This window comes from Conexibacter woesei Iso977N, assembly GCF_000424625.1.
In the GTDB taxonomy this organism is placed as follows: domain Bacteria; phylum Actinomycetota; class Thermoleophilia; order Solirubrobacterales; family Solirubrobacteraceae; genus Baekduia; species Baekduia woesei_A.
In genome coordinates this window covers 958,110-973,852 of record NZ_AUKG01000002.1, presented here as the reverse complement: position 1 = coordinate 973,852, position 15,743 = coordinate 958,110, and the positions used below count along the sequence as shown (strand labels likewise).

Annotated in this window: 14 protein-coding genes; 8 read left to right on the top strand and 6 right to left on the bottom strand. The window is 72.8% G+C overall.

The features are described from left to right. Positions 1-62: 62 nt before the first annotated feature. Positions 63-1,445, bottom strand: coding sequence for a carboxylesterase family protein (locus H030_RS37320; RefSeq protein WP_051222940.1), 1,383 nt, complete (start codon positions 1,443-1,445; stop codon positions 63-65). 160 nt (positions 1,446-1,605) lie between these two features. On the opposite strand from H030_RS37320, the gene H030_RS37315 reads away from it, so the two are divergent. Then, positions 1,606-2,370, top strand: a complete 765-nt coding sequence (locus H030_RS37315; protein WP_051222938.1) for a GntR family transcriptional regulator — start codon at positions 1,606-1,608, stop codon at positions 2,368-2,370. 8 nt (positions 2,371-2,378) lie between these two features. Here H030_RS37315 and H030_RS0116880 read toward each other — a convergent pair whose 3' ends face one another. Then, positions 2,379-3,257, bottom strand: a complete 879-nt coding sequence (locus H030_RS0116880) for a fumarylacetoacetate hydrolase family protein (RefSeq protein WP_027006981.1) — start codon at positions 3,255-3,257, stop codon at positions 2,379-2,381. A gap of 125 nt (positions 3,258-3,382) precedes the next feature. Between H030_RS0116880 and H030_RS0116875 the strand changes: the two genes are divergently transcribed. The 4 genes from H030_RS0116875 to H030_RS32880 are packed head-to-tail and all read left to right on the top strand — an operon-like array spanning position 3,383 to position 7,374. Beyond that, a complete protein-coding gene (locus H030_RS0116875; protein ID WP_027006980.1) occupies positions 3,383-4,414 on the top strand; it encodes a quercetin 2,3-dioxygenase in 1,032 nt (343 codons plus the stop codon). A gap of 4 nt (positions 4,415-4,418) precedes the next feature. Then, positions 4,419-5,246, top strand: coding sequence for a fumarylacetoacetate hydrolase family protein (locus H030_RS0116870; protein ID WP_035127870.1), 828 nt, complete (start codon positions 4,419-4,421; stop codon positions 5,244-5,246). Further along, entirely contained in the window at positions 5,243-6,460 is a 1,218-nt protein-coding gene (locus tag H030_RS32885) for an FAD-dependent oxidoreductase (protein ID WP_051222936.1), read from the top strand. The genes H030_RS0116870 and H030_RS32885 overlap by 4 nt, the downstream gene beginning before the upstream one ends. Beyond that, positions 6,457-7,374: a flavodoxin family protein gene (locus tag H030_RS32880; protein ID WP_081690877.1), complete on the top strand. Its 918-nt coding sequence runs from the start codon at positions 6,457-6,459 to the stop codon at positions 7,372-7,374. Before H030_RS32885 ends, H030_RS32880 begins: the two co-directional genes overlap by 4 nt. On the opposite strand, the gene H030_RS0116855 is transcribed toward H030_RS32880, so the two are convergent. Next, positions 7,343-8,695, bottom strand: a complete 1,353-nt coding sequence (locus H030_RS0116855) for an FAD-binding oxidoreductase (RefSeq protein ID WP_196809162.1) — start codon at positions 8,693-8,695, stop codon at positions 7,343-7,345. The two genes, H030_RS32880 and H030_RS0116855, sit on opposite strands and share 32 nt — an antisense overlap. A gap of 65 nt (positions 8,696-8,760) precedes the next feature. Here H030_RS0116855 and H030_RS0116850 point away from each other — a divergent pair, with 65 nt between their 5' ends. Beyond that, complete coding sequence (locus H030_RS0116850; protein ID WP_027006977.1) at positions 8,761-9,216, top strand: MarR family winged helix-turn-helix transcriptional regulator; 456 nt, start codon at positions 8,761-8,763, stop codon at positions 9,214-9,216. A 1-nt stretch (position 9,217) separates the two neighbouring features. Then, positions 9,218-11,161: a Na+/H+ antiporter NhaA gene (locus H030_RS32875; RefSeq protein WP_331270981.1), complete on the top strand. Its 1,944-nt coding sequence runs from the start codon at positions 9,218-9,220 to the stop codon at positions 11,159-11,161. 118 nt (positions 11,162-11,279) lie between these two features. Here H030_RS32875 and H030_RS0116840 read toward each other — a convergent pair whose 3' ends face one another. Together H030_RS0116840 and H030_RS0116835 are read right to left on the bottom strand one after the other, a co-directional pair. Then, positions 11,280-11,936, bottom strand: coding sequence for a GntR family transcriptional regulator (locus H030_RS0116840; RefSeq protein WP_027006976.1), 657 nt, complete (start codon positions 11,934-11,936; stop codon positions 11,280-11,282). Then, complete coding sequence (locus tag H030_RS0116835) at positions 11,933-13,123, bottom strand: acyl-CoA dehydrogenase family protein (RefSeq protein WP_027006975.1); 1,191 nt, start codon at positions 13,121-13,123, stop codon at positions 11,933-11,935. The genes H030_RS0116840 and H030_RS0116835 overlap by 4 nt, the downstream gene beginning before the upstream one ends. A gap of 57 nt (positions 13,124-13,180) precedes the next feature. Here H030_RS0116835 and H030_RS0116830 point away from each other — a divergent pair, with 57 nt between their 5' ends. Then, positions 13,181-14,296 (top strand): CaiB/BaiF CoA transferase family protein, encoded by a 1,116-nt coding sequence (locus tag H030_RS0116830; protein ID WP_027006974.1) that lies wholly within the window; start codon positions 13,181-13,183, stop codon positions 14,294-14,296. Here H030_RS0116830 and H030_RS0116825 read toward each other — a convergent pair. Then, a complete protein-coding gene (locus tag H030_RS0116825; RefSeq protein ID WP_027006973.1) occupies positions 14,289-15,698 on the bottom strand; it encodes a hypothetical protein in 1,410 nt (469 codons plus the stop codon). The two genes, H030_RS0116830 and H030_RS0116825, sit on opposite strands and share 8 nt — an antisense overlap. Positions 15,699-15,743 lie beyond the last annotated feature (45 nt).

Here is a 15,743-nt window from a genome sequence, read left to right as displayed (position 1 = left end):
GCTCTTGGGCACACAGCACGCGGGAGCCAGAACGTACACGACTCGCGAAAGTGTGTCCAGTCTTAGATTGCGGACACAGTTTGCGGAGGCGTTCCCTCCGGACCGCCGAAGACCGCGAGCGCGCCGGATCCGTCGGGTCGCAGCGCGTCCCAGCCGGGCGCATCACCGCCGACGAACGCCGCCGCGGCGTTCATGAAGGACTTCGAGACCTCTTCGGCTCGCGGCGTGTTCCCGGCCATCCGCGTGCCGGGGCCGCCGTCGCCGTAGGTGCCGAACAGCAGCGGCGCGTCGATCGAGTGCAGCGCGCCGAGGTCCGGGTCCCCCGCGTGGTCGATGCGGAGGCGGTGGATCGTGCCCCCGGCGGCGAGGCGCTCGCGCGCCCAGGCGTCGGTCGGGCGGATCACCATGTGGTCGCCGCCGATGCGCACGAGCAAGGTGTTGGTGTCGGTCTGCGCCCCGAGCCGCTCGCGGTAGGCGGCGATCACGGCGGGCGCGTCGGTCACGCCGGGCATGTGGGCGACCATCGCGATCAGGCGCTCCTCGCCGGGCTCCGGGCGGCGCCCGGCGGCGCGGAAGAAGAACGCGCCCTCGTCGGCGGTCGTGCCGAGCAACACGGGGATGTCGGTCCGCGCGCGGGCGGCGGCGTCCGGCGGGCCGGGCAGCGTCGCGGGGTCGATCGTCGGCAGCGCCCAGCCGCGCGTCCCGGCGAACGGCCCGTCGGCCAGCGCGTCCTCGTGCAGCGCGACGACCTGGTCGGCCGGGTAGTGGCGCAGCGCCGCGAAGCTCCCGGCGCGCTCGGCGAGCGCCTCGGCCCAGCGCGCCGGCATCGCCGGCGCGTGGGCGGCGTCGAAGACCGGCGGGGAGAGCAGGAGCAACCGCTGGAACAACCCGTCCGACCCAATGGCATGGAGATGGTCGATCGCGCTGAGCGCGCCCGCCGACTGGCCCGCGAGCGTCACGCGCGCGGGGTCGCCGCCGAAGGCCTCCACGTTGCCCTGGACCCAGCGCAGCGCCGCCTGCTGGTCGCGCAGGCCCCAGTTCCCGCCGCCCAGCTCGGGGTGGAACAGCCAGCCCAGCGAGCCGAGCCGGTAGTTGATGGTGATGACCACCGCCTGCGCGGCCTCCGCCAGGCGCGCGCCGTCGTAGAGCGACGCGCTCCCCCACCCCATGGTGAAGCCGCCGCCGTGGATCCACACGAGCACCGGCAACCCGGCGCCGGCCGCCGCGCCGCGCGGCCGCCAGACGTTCAGCGTCAGGCACGCGGCCTCGTCCATCGCCGGCAGCTCGCCGTGCGTGAACGCGCCGATCGGCCGCGCGGGCTGCGGCGCGACCGGCCCGAACGGCCGCGCGCCCGGCTCCGGGACGGCGTCCAGCGGTACGACCTCCGGGACCCCGAAGCGCTCTGCGCGCGCGTACGGGAGGCCACGGAACACGTCGACGCTCATGGGCGCGAGCGTACAGGTTTGACAAGTGCATGCAGATGGCTCATACATCCCATCGGGTGCACCTGGCAGGATGTGCGCACAGCGAACGCTGAGGGTGCATGTAGAATGCCGTTGTGCATCCATCGGCCGCAGGCCACCACCACCTCCCACGGAGCGCCGCATGAGCGACACCGCCCCCGCGCGGCAGAGCGTCGAGCACGTCCACCGCATGATCCGCGAGTCGATCCTCGACGGATCGCTGACGCCCGGTGAGACGATGTCACAAGTGGCGCTCGCCGACGAGCTCGGCGTCAGCCGGACCCCGCTGCGCGAGGCGCTGCGGATGCTCCAGGGCGAGGGCCTGATCCTCTCGGAGCCCAACCGCCGCGTCCGCGTCGCGCCGCTGTCGCTCGCCGACGTCGAGGAGCTCTACGCGATCCGGATCCCGCTCGAGGTCACCGCGCTGCGGCTGTCGATCGCGCGCATGACGCCCGAGGACATCGCCGAGCTCGAGGGCTACATGGCCGCGATGGCGCACTTCGCCGCCGACGAGGACTACGCGCGCTGGTACGTCCCCCACCAGGCCTTCCACCGCGCGCTGACGCAGCGCGCGGGCGCGCGCTTCGACGCGCTGCTGCTCCAGCTCTTCGACCACGCCGAGCGCTACCGGCGCATGCACTTCGGCCACCAGTTCTCCGTCCAGTCGACGACCGACCACCGGGAGATCCTGGACGCCTGCAAGGCCGCCGACGCCGACCTGGCGTCCGCGCTGCTCGGGCGCCACCTGGCGCGCACGGTCTACGGGATCGTCGAGATCGTCGAGCCCGAGTACGACCTCGCCGCGCTGCGCCAGGTCCTGGCGGACCTCGCGACGACGACCGGTCACCCGACCGCCGTCGGCGGCAAGGGCGACAGCGGCGCCAAGAGGCGCCGCCGCGCCGCGTAGTTGATGGCCTAGGCGGCCGCGCCCTCAGGGCGCGCCGCGCCGGTGCCCTCGGGCCGGTCGTCCCAGGCGAGCACCGGGTTGCGCAGCGTCCCGATCTTCTCGATCTCGGCCTCGACGACGTCACCGGGCCTGAGGTAGTTGGCGAACGGGTCGTCGGAGAAGCCGGCGACGCCGGACACCGTGCCGGTCGAGACGACGTCGCCCGGGTTGTAGCCCATCGGCGAGTAGTGCGACAAGATCTCCGCGACCGTCACGGACATGTTGCCCGTGTGCGACTTCTGGCGCTCCCTGCCGTTGACGCGCAAGGCCATGTTCAGGTCCGCGGGGTCGCCGACCTCGTCGGGCGTCACGATCCACGGGCCCAGCGGGCAGAACGTGTCGATCGACTTGCTCAGGCAGAAGACGCCGGACTTCATCTCCTCGCGCTGGATGTCGCGCGCGGTGATGTCGTTGAACACCACGTAGCCGGCGATGTACTCCTCGGCCTCCTCGGGCGAGAAGAACTTGCCCTTCTTGCCGATCACCACCGCGAGCTCGAGCTCGTAGTCCAGCTCCCTGGTCAGCGGCTCCGGGTAGACGATCGGGTCGTCGGGGCCGATGATCGCGTCGACGTTCTGGAAGAACACGATCCACGGCAGGACCGGGTGCGACCAGTTGACGTTCTTGGACTCCTCGTGGTGCTCACGGAAGTTGCCCGCCGTGTGGAAGAACTTCTTCGGGATGATCGGCGCGCGGAGGCGGACGTCGGCGAGCGGAAGCTCGCGCCCGGTGGGCTGGACGTCGCCCTGGAGCTCGAAGTAGCGCCGCATGTCCGGCACGTCGAGCTCCACCACCAGGTCGCCGACGACCTTCCCGACGCGACCGTCGTCGAACGTCACCAACTTCATCAGGTTCGCCTTTCAGGCAGGAGTACGGACCGCGCCAGTCTACACAGATCCCGTATCTGTATGCAATTTGGAAATCGGACACAGGGCGCTTGCGCGCCGGACACACTCGGCGTTACTGTGCACACATGTCCGATCCCACGCTCGCGGTCACCGCGCCTCCGCTCCCCGAGACCAGCGTCCCCTACGTCCAGCCGGCCGGGACCGGCCGAGCCCACCTGCTGCTCGGCCAGGTCGCGCGGGCGATGATCGGCGCGGAGCAGTCCAACGGCGAGCTGTCGTTCATGACCAACTGCGGGCCGAAGGGGCGCCCGATCCCGCTGCACTTCCACGACCGCGAGCTGGAGGTCTTCCTCTGCACGCGCGGGCGCGTGCAGGTCTGGGCCGACGGCGAGTCGCGCGTCCTCTCCCCCGGCGACATGGCGGTCGTGCCCGCGGGCGTCGTGCACGCCTACCAGTTCCACTCGCACTTCTCGGAGTTCGTCGGGCCGATCACGCCGGGCGGCTGGGACCGCTTCTTCGACCTCTGCGGCACGCCCTACGACGCGCCCGCGTTCCCGCCCGAGGACAACTCGCCGCCGCCGTTCGCGAAGTTCGGCCAGGCCGAGGGCCAGTTCAACATGAAGTACCTGCCCCCGGACACGCCGTACGCGGCGCCGACCTGGGACGCGGCCGACGACACGCTGCCGGGCGAGATGAAGCCCTACTTCCTGCGCTCGGGCGAGGGCCCGCGCCACCTGCTCGGCGGCCAGATGATCACCACCATGTTGACCGCGGCCGAGTCGCGCGGCGAGCTGGGCATGTGGACGGTCCAGGGCACGATCGGCGGCGAGATGCCCGCGCACGTGCACGAGCGCACGCACGAGGCGATCTACGTGCGCAACGGGTCCGTGCGCGTCACGCTCGACGGCGAGTCCACCGTGCTCAAGCCCGGCGACGTCGCGTCGATCCCGGCCGGCTGCGTCCACACCTACGCCTTCGAGTCCGCGGTCACGCGCGCGATCGTGATGTCCTCGCCCGGCGGCCTGGAGCAGCTGTTCGCGCTCGCGGGCGAGCCGTACGCGCACCACGTCTTCCCGGCCGAGCCGATCCCGTTCCCGGACGCCGCGGCGCTGGAGGCCGCGGCGGCCGAGCTGGACGTCCACTTCGTGGACGCCTGAGCGCGTGCGCTTCGCCTCCGCGCTGATCGACGGCGTCCCGCGCGCCGTCGCCGTCGAGGGCGAGCAGGCGATCCCGCTGACCGGGATCGCCGCGCTCGGCCTCGACACGCCCAACGCCGTGCTCGCCGACCCGCCGCTGGACCGCGACGCCGCGGTCCCGCTGGACTCCGTGACGCTGCGGCCCGTCGTTCCCGCGCCCGACAAGGTCATCTGCGTGGGGTTGAACTACCGCGAGCACGTCGCCGAGTCGCTGCGCGACGAGCCGGACTACCCGGTGCTGTTCACGAAGTTCGCCTCGACGCTGGCCGGGCCCTACGACGCGCTGGCCGCGCCGCCGGAGTCGTCGAAGATCGACTACGAGGGCGAGTTGGTGGTCATCGTCGGCGAGCGTGCACGGCGGGTGAGCAAGGACGATGCCTTGGGCGTCGTCGCCGGGTACGCGGTCGCCAACGACCTCTCGATGCGCGACTTCCAGCACCGGTCGCACCAGTGGCTGCAGGGCAAGGCGTGGGACGCCTCGACCCCGGTCGGCCCGTTCCTGGTCACGCCCGACGAGGCCGGCAGCGACCCGCTGCGGATCACGACCGTCGTCAACGGCGAGACCGTCCAGGACGCGACGACCGACCTGATGATCTTCGACGTCGCGACGCTGATCGCGACGATCTCGGAGTTCTGCACGCTGCTGCCCGGCGACCTGATCCTCACCGGGACGCCCGGCGGCGTCGGCGCCCGCCGCGACCCGCCGCTGCTGCTCAAGGCCGGCGACGTCGTCGCGGTCGAGGTCGGCGGCGTCGGCCGGATCGAGAACACCATGAAGGAGGAGGCGGCATGAGCGACTTCCACGTGTTGATCGCGGGCGGCGGCGTCGGGGGCCTGACGCTGGCGCAGGGGCTCAAGCGCGCCGGGATCTCGTGCGCCGTCTACGAGCGCGATCCCGCGGGCGCGCCGCGCTCCGGCTACCGGCTGACGATGAACGCCGACGGCGGCAACGCCCTGCGCGCGTGCCTGCCCGACGACCTCTACGACCTCTACCTGCAGGCGTCGCGCAAGACGCCGCCGCGCGGCGTGGCCGTCGTGATCGACGAGCAGTGCCACGAGCTGACGACGCAGCCGCACCTCGGCCCGCCCAACGACGGCGAGCGCCCCCACACCGCGATCGACCGCCGCACGCTGCGCCATATCCTGCGCGCGTGGCTCGGCGACGCGCTCCACGACGACGCCGCGGTGACCGGCTTCACCGACCACGGCGACCATGTCGAAGCACAACTCGCCGACGGCTCGACGGTCACCGGCGACGTGCTCGTCGCGGCCGACGGCGTCGGCTCCGCGGTCCGCAGGCAGCTGATGCCCGACGTCGAGATCATCCCCGCCGACGTCGGCGGGCTCGGCCTGTTCGCGCGGTCGCCGCTGACGCCCGAGGTGCTCGCCGAGCTCCCCGACGTCCTGCTCGACGGCTTCGTGATCGCGCGCGACAAGCGCGGCGGCATGCTCGCCCTCGGCGTCTACGACCCGCGCGAGCCGGTGGCCGAGGCGGCCGCGCGGATCGCACCGGACATCCACATGGACGCGGTCGACCCCTACATGATGATCTCCGGCGGCGTGCCGCCCGGGACGAGCGCGCCCGCGCCCGCCGACTGGACGGACGACACGCCCGCCGAGGTCCACGCGGGCATGCGCGAGGTCGTGGCCGACTGGCACCCCGCGCTGCGCGGGCTGGTCGAGCGGATCGACCTGTCCACGCTGTTCTGGTTCCCGTTCCGGCGCCTGGACCCGGTGCCCGCCTGGCCGTCGTCGCGCGTGACGCTGCTGGGCGACGCGATCCACGCGATGATGCCGACCCGCGGCCAGGGCGCGAACATGGCGCTGCGCGACGCCGGGATCCTCAGCGCGCGGCTGGCCGGCGCGGCCCGCGGCGAGCAGGACGTCGTCGCGGCGATCGGCGACTACGAGCAGGCGATGCGCGACTACGTCTACCCGATCATGGACCTCTCCGAGGACCACAGCCGCTTCGGCGGCGGCGGGCTCAAGCAGGGCAGCGGGGCATGACCATGCGCTTGCTCGGATTGTCGTGTGGCCCGGCCGACGGCAGCAGCGACCTGCTGATGAAGGCCGCGCTGCAGGGCGCCGAGGCCGCGGGCGTCGGCGTCTCGCACGTCCGGCTCGGCGACCTCGACCTCGCGCGCTGGGACGAGGACGCGGCATGGTTCTGGGACCAGCTGATGGAGCACGACGGGCTGCTGATCAGCGCGCCGATCCACAACCGCACGATCCCGGGCAAGTTGAAGCTGTTGCTCGACGCGATCCTCGGGCCGAAGGCCGACGTCGCGTTCGCGCTCGAGTACGTGCGCATGCGCGACGCGGGCGAGGAGGCGACCGTCAGGTTCCCGTTCGACGAGCGCGTGCTGCGCCCGCGCGTCGCCGGGTTCCTGGCCGTCGGCGGCGCGCTGACCGACCGCTGGAAGGCGCTCGCGCTGCCGCTCATGCACCACATGACGTTCTCGATGCAGATCGGCGTCGTCGACCAGGTCGTCTTCGAGGGCGCGGGCGTGCCGAGCGCGATCGCGCTCGACCCCGCCGCGCTTCAGCGCGCCGGGCGGCTCGGGCGCAACGTCGCCGAGCAGGCGGGGCGTGCGTTCGACGCGGTCGAGTTCCGGGGCGAGCCCGGGCTGTGCCCGCACTGCCATCTCAATGCCATGGTGTTGCTCGACGGCGGCGCGGTCGAGTGCGCGACGTGCGGCGCGGGCGGGCGCCTGACCGCCGGCGGCGGCGTCGACTTCGGCGACGCGGACGCCGCGGCGCGGTCGGTCCTCACCGTCGCCGAGAAGCACGACCACTTCCTCGAGGTCCAGCAGACGGCGATCCGCCAGTTCGCGCAGAGCGACGCCATCGCTGCCGGCGTCGCCCCGTATCGCGACTACGACCGCACGCTCAGCCCGCAGCGCCCGCCCGCGCCGGCGTGATGTTCTGGTTGAGCCGGAAGACGTTGTCCGGGTCGTAGGCCGCTTTGACCTCCTCTAGACGCGCGCGCGTGCGCGCGTGGGCGCCGGTGCTGTCGGCGGCCTCGTCGCCGGCCATGAAGTTGACGTAGGTCCCGCCGGTCATGTGCGGTTCGAGCAACCGGTAGGACTCGCGCGTCCAGGCGACCTCGGCCTCGGTGTCGGCCGGGTCGGTCCACATCGCCGGGACGTTGAGCAGCCAGGCCGCGTCGCGGTGCGGGAACGCGGTCGCGTCGGCGTCCACGCGCGCGATCGCACCGCCCATCGCCAGCACCTCGATCTGCGACAGCGGCGAGCCGACGGTCGCGGCCTGGGCCAGCAGCGCGTCGATCGCGGCGTCGGTCAGCTCGGTCACGAACCCGGCCTTGATGTAGGTCATCTGCCCGGCGGCGAAGATCTCGTCGGTGATCGTCTGCATCGCCAGGAACGGGATCGCCTCCAGCGAGGTCGCGGTCGGGTGCAGGTCGTCGCGGATGTCGGCCAGCCGCGCGCGGCCCTCCGCCCCGCTCACACCCGACCACTCGACCAGCGACATGACGCCGGGGACGCCGACCAGCTCGTCGGGCATCCACGGGACCGGCGGCGCCTTGCGCAGGAACGACGTCCACAGCAGCGCGTCCGGCGCGTCGGGGTCGGCCATCTCCGCGCGGCCGCGCTCGAGCACCTCGCGTGCGCGGTCGAGCGGGTGGAACATGCCGAGGATCTGCAGCTCGGCCAGCGCGTGGCAGGCGAACGTGAACTCGGTCACGACGCCGAAGTTCCCGCCGCCGCCGCGCAGGCCCCAGAAGAGATCTTGGTGCTCTTGCTCGGACGCACGCACGATCGACCCGTCGGCCAGGACGACCTCGCAGGCCAGCAGCGCGTCGACCGTCAGCCCGAAGCGCCGCATCAGCCGCCCGACGCCACCGCCGAGCGTGAGCCCGCCGACGCCCGTGTGCGAGACGACGCCCGCCGGGACGACGAGCCCGTGGGCCTGCGTCGCGGCGTCCAGCTCGCCGAGCAGCGCGCCGCCCCCGACGACCACGCGCCGCGCCCTCGCGTCGACCTCCACCCCGCTCAAGCCCCGCAGGTCGACGACGAGCCCGTCGTCGCAGACGCTGTGGCCGGGCATCGAGTGCCCGCCGCCGCGCACGGCGATCGCCAGGCCCTCGGCGCGCGCGAAGCGCACCGCGGCGGCCACGTCGGCCGCGCTCTCACAGCACGCGATCGCCGCCGGGCGGCGGTCGTGCATCGCGTTCCAGATCGCGCGCGCCGCGTCGTAGTCGCTGTCGGCCCCCGTGATCACGCGCCCCGCGAAGTCAGGTATGTATAGATTCATATCTATCTAGATCCGAAGGTACCATCGCCGCCATGGCAAGGCAACCCACCGCGCCCCAGGCCCGGCGCCTGGCCGTCACGCTCCAGGACCTCGCGTGGCTGCTGCCGCGGACGATCGGCGCCGCCGAGCTGAACCGCGACCCGCTCCCGCTCTCCGAGCTGGAGGTCATGCGGCTGCTCGTCCGGCGTCCCGGGCTGAAGGTCGGCGAGGTCGCGGCCGAGCTGGGGCTGCACGCGCCGAACGCGTCGGCCGCCGTCAAGGCGCTGCTGGCGCGCGGGCTGCTGGAGCGCCGCCGCGATCCCGACGACGGCCGCGTCGCCCGCCTGCACCCCACGCCGCGGGCGATCGCCGCCCGCGACGCGCGCGAGCACGGGTGGGCCGAGGCGATGCGCGACGCGTTGCGCGAGCTCGGTCCCGACGACGCGGCAGCCCTCGTCGCGGCGACCCCGGCCCTGCGGTCCCTGGCCGACCGCCTCGCCACGCCATAACCTGGCGACCCTGAGCACCACGCCCAACCCCACCGCCAGCTCCACCGCCGACGGCCGCACCGCCTGGGCCCGCAACCTCGCCGCCCCGATCCGGCGCTTCCTCTACGCCGAGACCAGCGGCGCGATCCTGCTCGTGGTCGCGACGCTGGCCGCGCTGCTGTGGGCCAACCTGCCCGGCGACACCTACAGCTCGGCGTGGGAGACGCGGTTGGCGATCTCCCTCGGCGACCACTCGATCGCCACCGACCTGCGCGGCTGGGTCAACGAGGGCCTGATGACCCTGTTCTTCCTGGTCGTCGGGCTGGAGGCCAAGCGCGAGCTGGACCTCGGCGAGCTGCGCGAGCGCTCGCGCGTCGCGATCCCAGTGATGGCCGGCGTCGGCGGCATGGCCTGCGCGGCCGCCGTCTACGCGCTGGTCAACGCCGGCGGCGCGGGCGCGCACGGCTGGGGCGCCGCGATCTCCACCGACACGGCGCTCGCGCTGGGCGTCCTGTCGCTGCTCACGCAGGGCAAGGCGATCCGGATGCGCGTGTTCCTGTTGACGGTCGTGGTCGTCGACGACCTCGTCGCGCTCGGGGCGATCGCGCTGTTCTACTCGGACACGATCAGGCTGACGGCCCTGGGCCTGGCGGTCCTGTTCTTCGCGATCATCGTCGGGTTGCGCTTCGTCGAGTTCCCGTGGCGCGGCCAGGTCGCGACCGTGCTCGGGATCGCGATGTGGCTGGCGCTGTTCGAGTCCGGCGTGGACCCGGTGATCACCGGCCTGCTCGTCGGCTTCATCATCACCGCCTACCCGCCGCCGCGCGAGAAGCTGGAGGCCGGGACCGCCCAGGCGATCCTGTTCCGCGAGCAGCCGACGCCGGAGCTGGCCTACGCGGCGCGCGCGTCGCTGACCTCGGCGGTGTCGCTCAACGAGCGGCTGCAGTACCGGCTGCTGCCGTGGACGAGCCAGGTGATCGTCCCGCTGTTCGCGCTCGCCAACGCGGGCGTGCACTTCTCGTCGTCCCTGCTCAGCGACGCCGTCAGCTCGCCGGTGACGTGGGGCATCATCCTGGCCTACGGGATCGGCAAGCCGGCCGGGATCCTGCTCGCGTCGTGGATCGGGACGCGCAGGCGCTTCGGCGGCCAGAGGCTGACGATCACGTGGCCGGCGCTGGCCGCGGTCGGGACGTCGGCGGGCGTCGGCTTCACGGTGTCGTTGTTGGTGGCCTCGATCGCGTTCAGGGACCGGCCGGACCTGCTGGACCAGGCCAAGTTGGGGGTCTTGCTCACGGCGCTGGTCGCGGGCGCGCTGACGTGGATCGCGGTGTGGGTCATGCGCCACCTGCCCGACGAGGTCCGGGCCCGCCAGCTCGGCGGGACGGCCGACACGATCGTCGACCTCGCCGACGACGTCGATCCCGGGCACGACCACATCCGCGGCAACGTGGACGCGCCGGTGACGATCGTCGAGTACGGCGACTTCCAGTGCCCGTACTGCGCGGCCGCCGCGCCGGTGATCGACGAGCTGCTGGAGCGCTTCGGCGACGACCTGCGCTACGTCTGGCGCCACCTGCCGCTGAGCGACGTGCACCCCGACGCGCAGCTGGCCGCCGAGGCGTCGGAGGCCGCGGCGGCCCAGGGCAGGTTCTGGGAGATGGCCGATCTGATGATCGGCGACAACGACGACCTGCGCCCGGCGACGCTGCTGCGCCACGCCAACGCGCTCAACCTCGACGCGGCCCGCTTCGAGGACGAGGTGATGCGCCGCCGCCACCGCTCGCGCATCGCCGAGGACGTCGCGAGCGCCGACATGTCCGGCGTGTCCGGGACGCCGACGTTCTTCGTCAACGGCCGCCGCCACCAGGGCGTCTACGACGTCGACACGCTGACCCGTGAGGTGCTCAGCGCCTACCGCGCCGCCGCGCGCGCCGGGATGGCCGGCCCGGCGCCGGCCCCGCACTAGGGCGATTCTCCGGCCCGGATCGTCGTGGCTGGCGGTCGCCGCCCCAGCGTCGCGTGCTGGTTGTACGTAAGTCGGGGCGGCGGCCGTCAGGCGCGGCGAGGCGGCCCGGAGAATCGTCCTAGGCGGCGGGTTCGACCTCGACGAGCAGGCCGCGCAGGACGTCAAGCGCGCGGTCGCGGTGGTCGTCGAGGGCGCGGACGAGGCGATCGGCGTCGCGGTCGCCGACGGCGTCGAGGATCTCGTCGTGGGCGTCGAGCGAGGCGCGGCGCTCCTCGGGCGAGTTGTAGTACATGGCGCGGTAGGCCTCGGTCGAGTCCCACAGCAGCCGGATCACGCGCAGCGCGTGGGGCTGGCCGGGCGCGTCGAGCAACCCCATGTGGAACCGCCGGTTGGCGGCCAGCTCGGCGGCGACGTCACCACTCTCGGCCGCGTCGGCGCAGGCGCGCGCGGCGTCGCGGACGCGCTCCAGCGCCTCGTCGTCGAGAACGGGGAGCGCGTGGCGCGCGGCGCGGGCCTCCAGCAGGGCGCGGAGCGCGTAGATCTCCTCGAGGTCGGCCATCCGCAGCTCGGTGACGAAGTAGCCGCGGCGCGGCAGGTAGGTGACCTGCCCCTCCTGCTCCAGGACGCGCAGCGCCTCACGGACCGGCGCGACCGAGAGGCCGAGCTCGGCCGCGACGTCCTCCTGGTTGACGCGCGCGCCGGGGCGCAGCGCCCCGGCGACGATGCGTTGCCGGAGCGCGTCGACCGCGTGCTGCTGCGCGGTCGCCAGGCTCACCGGAAGGCCTGGATCCCCGTCAGCGCGCCGCCGACGACGAGCGCGTGGACGTCGGCCGTGCCCTCGTAGGTCACGACCGACTCCAGGTTGTTCATGTGGCGGATCACGGGGTACTCGAGCGTGACGCCGTTGGCGCCGAGCACCTGGCGGGCGGTGCGCGCGACCCAGAGCGCGTCGTTGACGTTGCCGAGCTTGCCCATCGAGACGTGCTCGGGGCGGAGCAGGTTGTCGTCCTTCATCCGGCCGAGGTGCAGGGCGAGCAAGGTGGAGGTGTTGACCTTCAGCGCCATCTCGGCGAGCTTGGCCTGCTGGATCTGGGTGCCGGCGATCGGCCTGCCGAACGCGGTGCGCTCCAGGCTGTAGTCCAGCGCGGCCTCGAAGCAGGCGCGCGCGGCGCCGACGGCGCCGAAGACGATCCCGAAGCGGGCCTCGTTGAGGCAGGAGAGCGGGCCGCGGAGGCTGGTGGTCTCCGGCAGCATCGCGCTGGCCGGGAGGCGGACGTCGTCGAGCAGCAGCTCGGACGTGATCGACGCGCGGAGGGAGAGCTTCTTGTGGATGTCCTGCGTCGTGAAGCCGGGCGTGTCGGTGGGGACGACGAAGCCGCGGACGCCCTCGTCGGTCATCGCCCAGACGACGGCGACGTCGGAGACGGAGCCGTTGGTGATCCACATCTTCTGGCCGTGCAGGATCCAGTCGTCGCCGTCGCGGCGGGCGCGGGTGCGCATCGCGCCGGGGTCGGAGCCGGCGTCGGGCTCGGTCAGGCCGAAGCAGCCGATCGCCTCGCCGGCGGCCATCCGCGGCAGCCACTCCTGCTTCTGCTCCTCGGAGCCCCAGCGCCAGATCGCGAACATCGCCAGCGAGCCCTGGACCGAGACGAGCGAGCGGATGCCGGAGTCGCCGGCCTCCAGCTCCAGGCAGGCCAGGCCGTAGGCGGTCGCGGTGGCGCCCGCACAGCCGTAGCCCTCGAGGTGCATGCCGAGGACGCCGAGCCTGCCGAGCGCCGGCGCCAGCTCGCGCGCCGGGACCTCGCCGGCCTCGAACCAGTCGCCGACGTACGGGACGACCTCGTTCTGGACGAACGCCCGGACGCTGTCGCGCATGTCCCGCTCCTCGTCGGAGAGGAGGTGGTCGATGTTCAGGTAGTCCTTGGGCTTGATCGCGGGCGGCGCGGCGGCGGTGCTGCTCATGGCGAGGGTCTCCTTCGGGGGCGCATCGAAATCTTCGAAGATCTAAGATCCTCGCACATGTCGCAGCCGAGCGCACTTCAGGATCTCGTCATCGTCGACTTCTCGCGGGTGCTCGCGGGGCCGCTGGCCACGATGGTGCTGGCGGACCTGGGCGCGGAGGTGGTCAAGGTCGAGCGGCCGGGTGTCGGCGACGACACGCGCCACTGGGGTCCCCCGTTCGACGAGCGCGGCGAGGCGACGTACTTCCAGTCGGTCAACCGCAACAAGGACAGCGTGGCGATCGACCTCGGGACCGACGCCGGACGCGATGAGGCGCGCGCGCTGATCGCCCGCGCCGACGTGGTGGTGGAGAACTTCCGGCCGGGCCTGATGGCGTCGCTGGGGTTGGACTACAAGTCGCTCGCGGGCGACAAGCCCGAGTTGGTGTACTGCTCGGTCACCGGCTTCGGCGGGTCGGGCGCGGGCGCGGCGCTGCCGGGCTACGACCTGCTCGTCCAGGCCGTCGGCGGGCTGATGGCGATCACCGGCGCGCCGGACGGCGAGCCGCAGAAGGCGGGCGTCGCGCTGGTCGACGTCATCACCGGGCTGTTCGCCGCGGTCGGGATCCTGGCCGCGCTGCGCCATCGCGAGCGGACCGGCGAGGGGCAACTGGTGGAGGTCGACCTGTTGTCGTCCTTGCTCGCCGCGCTCGTCAACCAGGGCAGCGCCTACACCTTGGCCGGCGCGGTCGCGGGCCGGATGGGCAACGCGCACCCGTCGATCGCGCCCTACGAGCTCTACCCCACCGGCGACGGCGACCTCGTCCTGGCCGTCGGCAACGACAAGCAGTTCGCGGCGCTGTGCGCGGTGATCGGGCTGGAGCCCGACGCACGCTTCGCCACGAACAAGGAGCGCGTCGCCCACCGCGACGCGCTCCGGGACGTGCTGGTGCAACGCCTCGCCGCGCGCCCCGCCGCCGAGTGGGTCCCGGCGCTGAGCGCCGCGCGCGTCCCCGCCGGCCAGGTCAACGACGTCGCGGGCGCGTTCGCCTTCGCGACGTCGCTGGGCCTGGACCCGGTCGTCGAGGTCCCCCGCGCCGACGGCAGCACCGCCCGCCTGACGCGCAACCCCATCAACATGTCCGCGACGCCGCCCGCCTACCGGACGGCGCCGCCGGACCTGCCGTCTACTTAGCCACCGACTTCAGCCACGGGATCAACCGCTTCAAGAAGTCGTTCTTGGAGGGGTCGGCCGTGTTGGGGTCGTTGTGCGCGTAGGTCGTGTGGCGGTCGACCAACGTGAGGTTCTTGGACGGGATGTGCGACTGCCTGGCCAGGGCCTTGGTCGCGTCCAGGACACGCTTGCCGCCCAGGGCGGCGCCGAAGGCGTACATCTTGAGATCGCGCGGCAGGTCCCTGCCGTGCGTCGCGTGGACGTCGAGCACCCTCTGCGCGGCGTTCCTGTTGCCGGCGGCGACCGCGCCCGCGTCGATCGTCAGCCGCAGCGGGTGGTACCACGCGGTCCCGTCGAGGCCCTTCAGGCCCCAGCCGGAGAAGACGTCGGCCATGCGCCTGATCGGCGTCAGCGCGCCGGTGTCGTCCCAGCCCGCCGGGTTGCCGGTCCCGAGCGTCCCGAGGTGCGCCTGCGCGGCGGCGAGGCCGGGCGGCGACGTCTTGACGTCGAGCGCGTAGCCGTACTGGCCCACGTTGGTCACCGGCTGCGACGGCACGATGTTGGCCGGCAGCAGCCCCGAGGCCTGGCCGAGCGACGGCGCGTTCGGATCCAGGAGCACGCCGAGCGAACCGGTGGAGTTGAACAGCCCGGTGAACGGCGCCGGGATCCCGCCGAACTGCAGCCACGGCGAGGCGGTGGCCGCGTCGAGCCTGCTCAGCGAGTCCCTCGCCGCGGCGGGCGTGACCGGCGTCGGGCCGGAGCCGCCGTCGATGAACAGCAGGCCCGCGAGGCCGTCGGCCCCCGCCCTGCCGCCGAAGTCCCACGTCGCGTATGCGCTGGTGATCGTGCCGCCGAGCGAGTGGCCGCCGACGACGACCTTGCCGTGCAGCCTCCGCGCGCTGCTCTGCGCGCGCTTGACGATCACCCGCAGGTCCTGGATCTCGGTGTTCATCCCCCACTGCTTGGCGTAGGCCACCGAGGCGTCGGGGATCATCGCGAAGTGCGGGGTGATCGACTTGTTGTTGAGCCACCCCAGGTAGTAGTCGAACAGCTGCTGCGGCGTGGCCTTGCCGGCCTTGGCCTGGTCGATGACCGACTGGTCCTCGAGCAGGTTCTCGCGCCGCTCGACCGACCAGACCTGCCAGTCCGGGGCCTGCTGGACGATCGAGCGGGCCAGCGGCGCGAAGTACGCGGCGCTGGCCGAGGTGCCCGGGTTCAGGACGAGGATGTTCTTGGCCTTGGCCGACCCGATCTGCAGGACGCCGACCTTGTCGTACTTGGCGGGCGTGCCGGCGACCTTCAGGCCGGCGACGCGCGTGAACTTCGTGGTCGGGGCCGCCTGGACGGCCGGTGCCGCGAGGGCGGCGAGGGAAAGCGCGCCGGCCGCCAGGACGGCGGCGCGGCGTGAACGGCTATGGGACATGCAGCGACGCTACAGATGCGCCCTCTGTTACGCAACGGCCTGGTG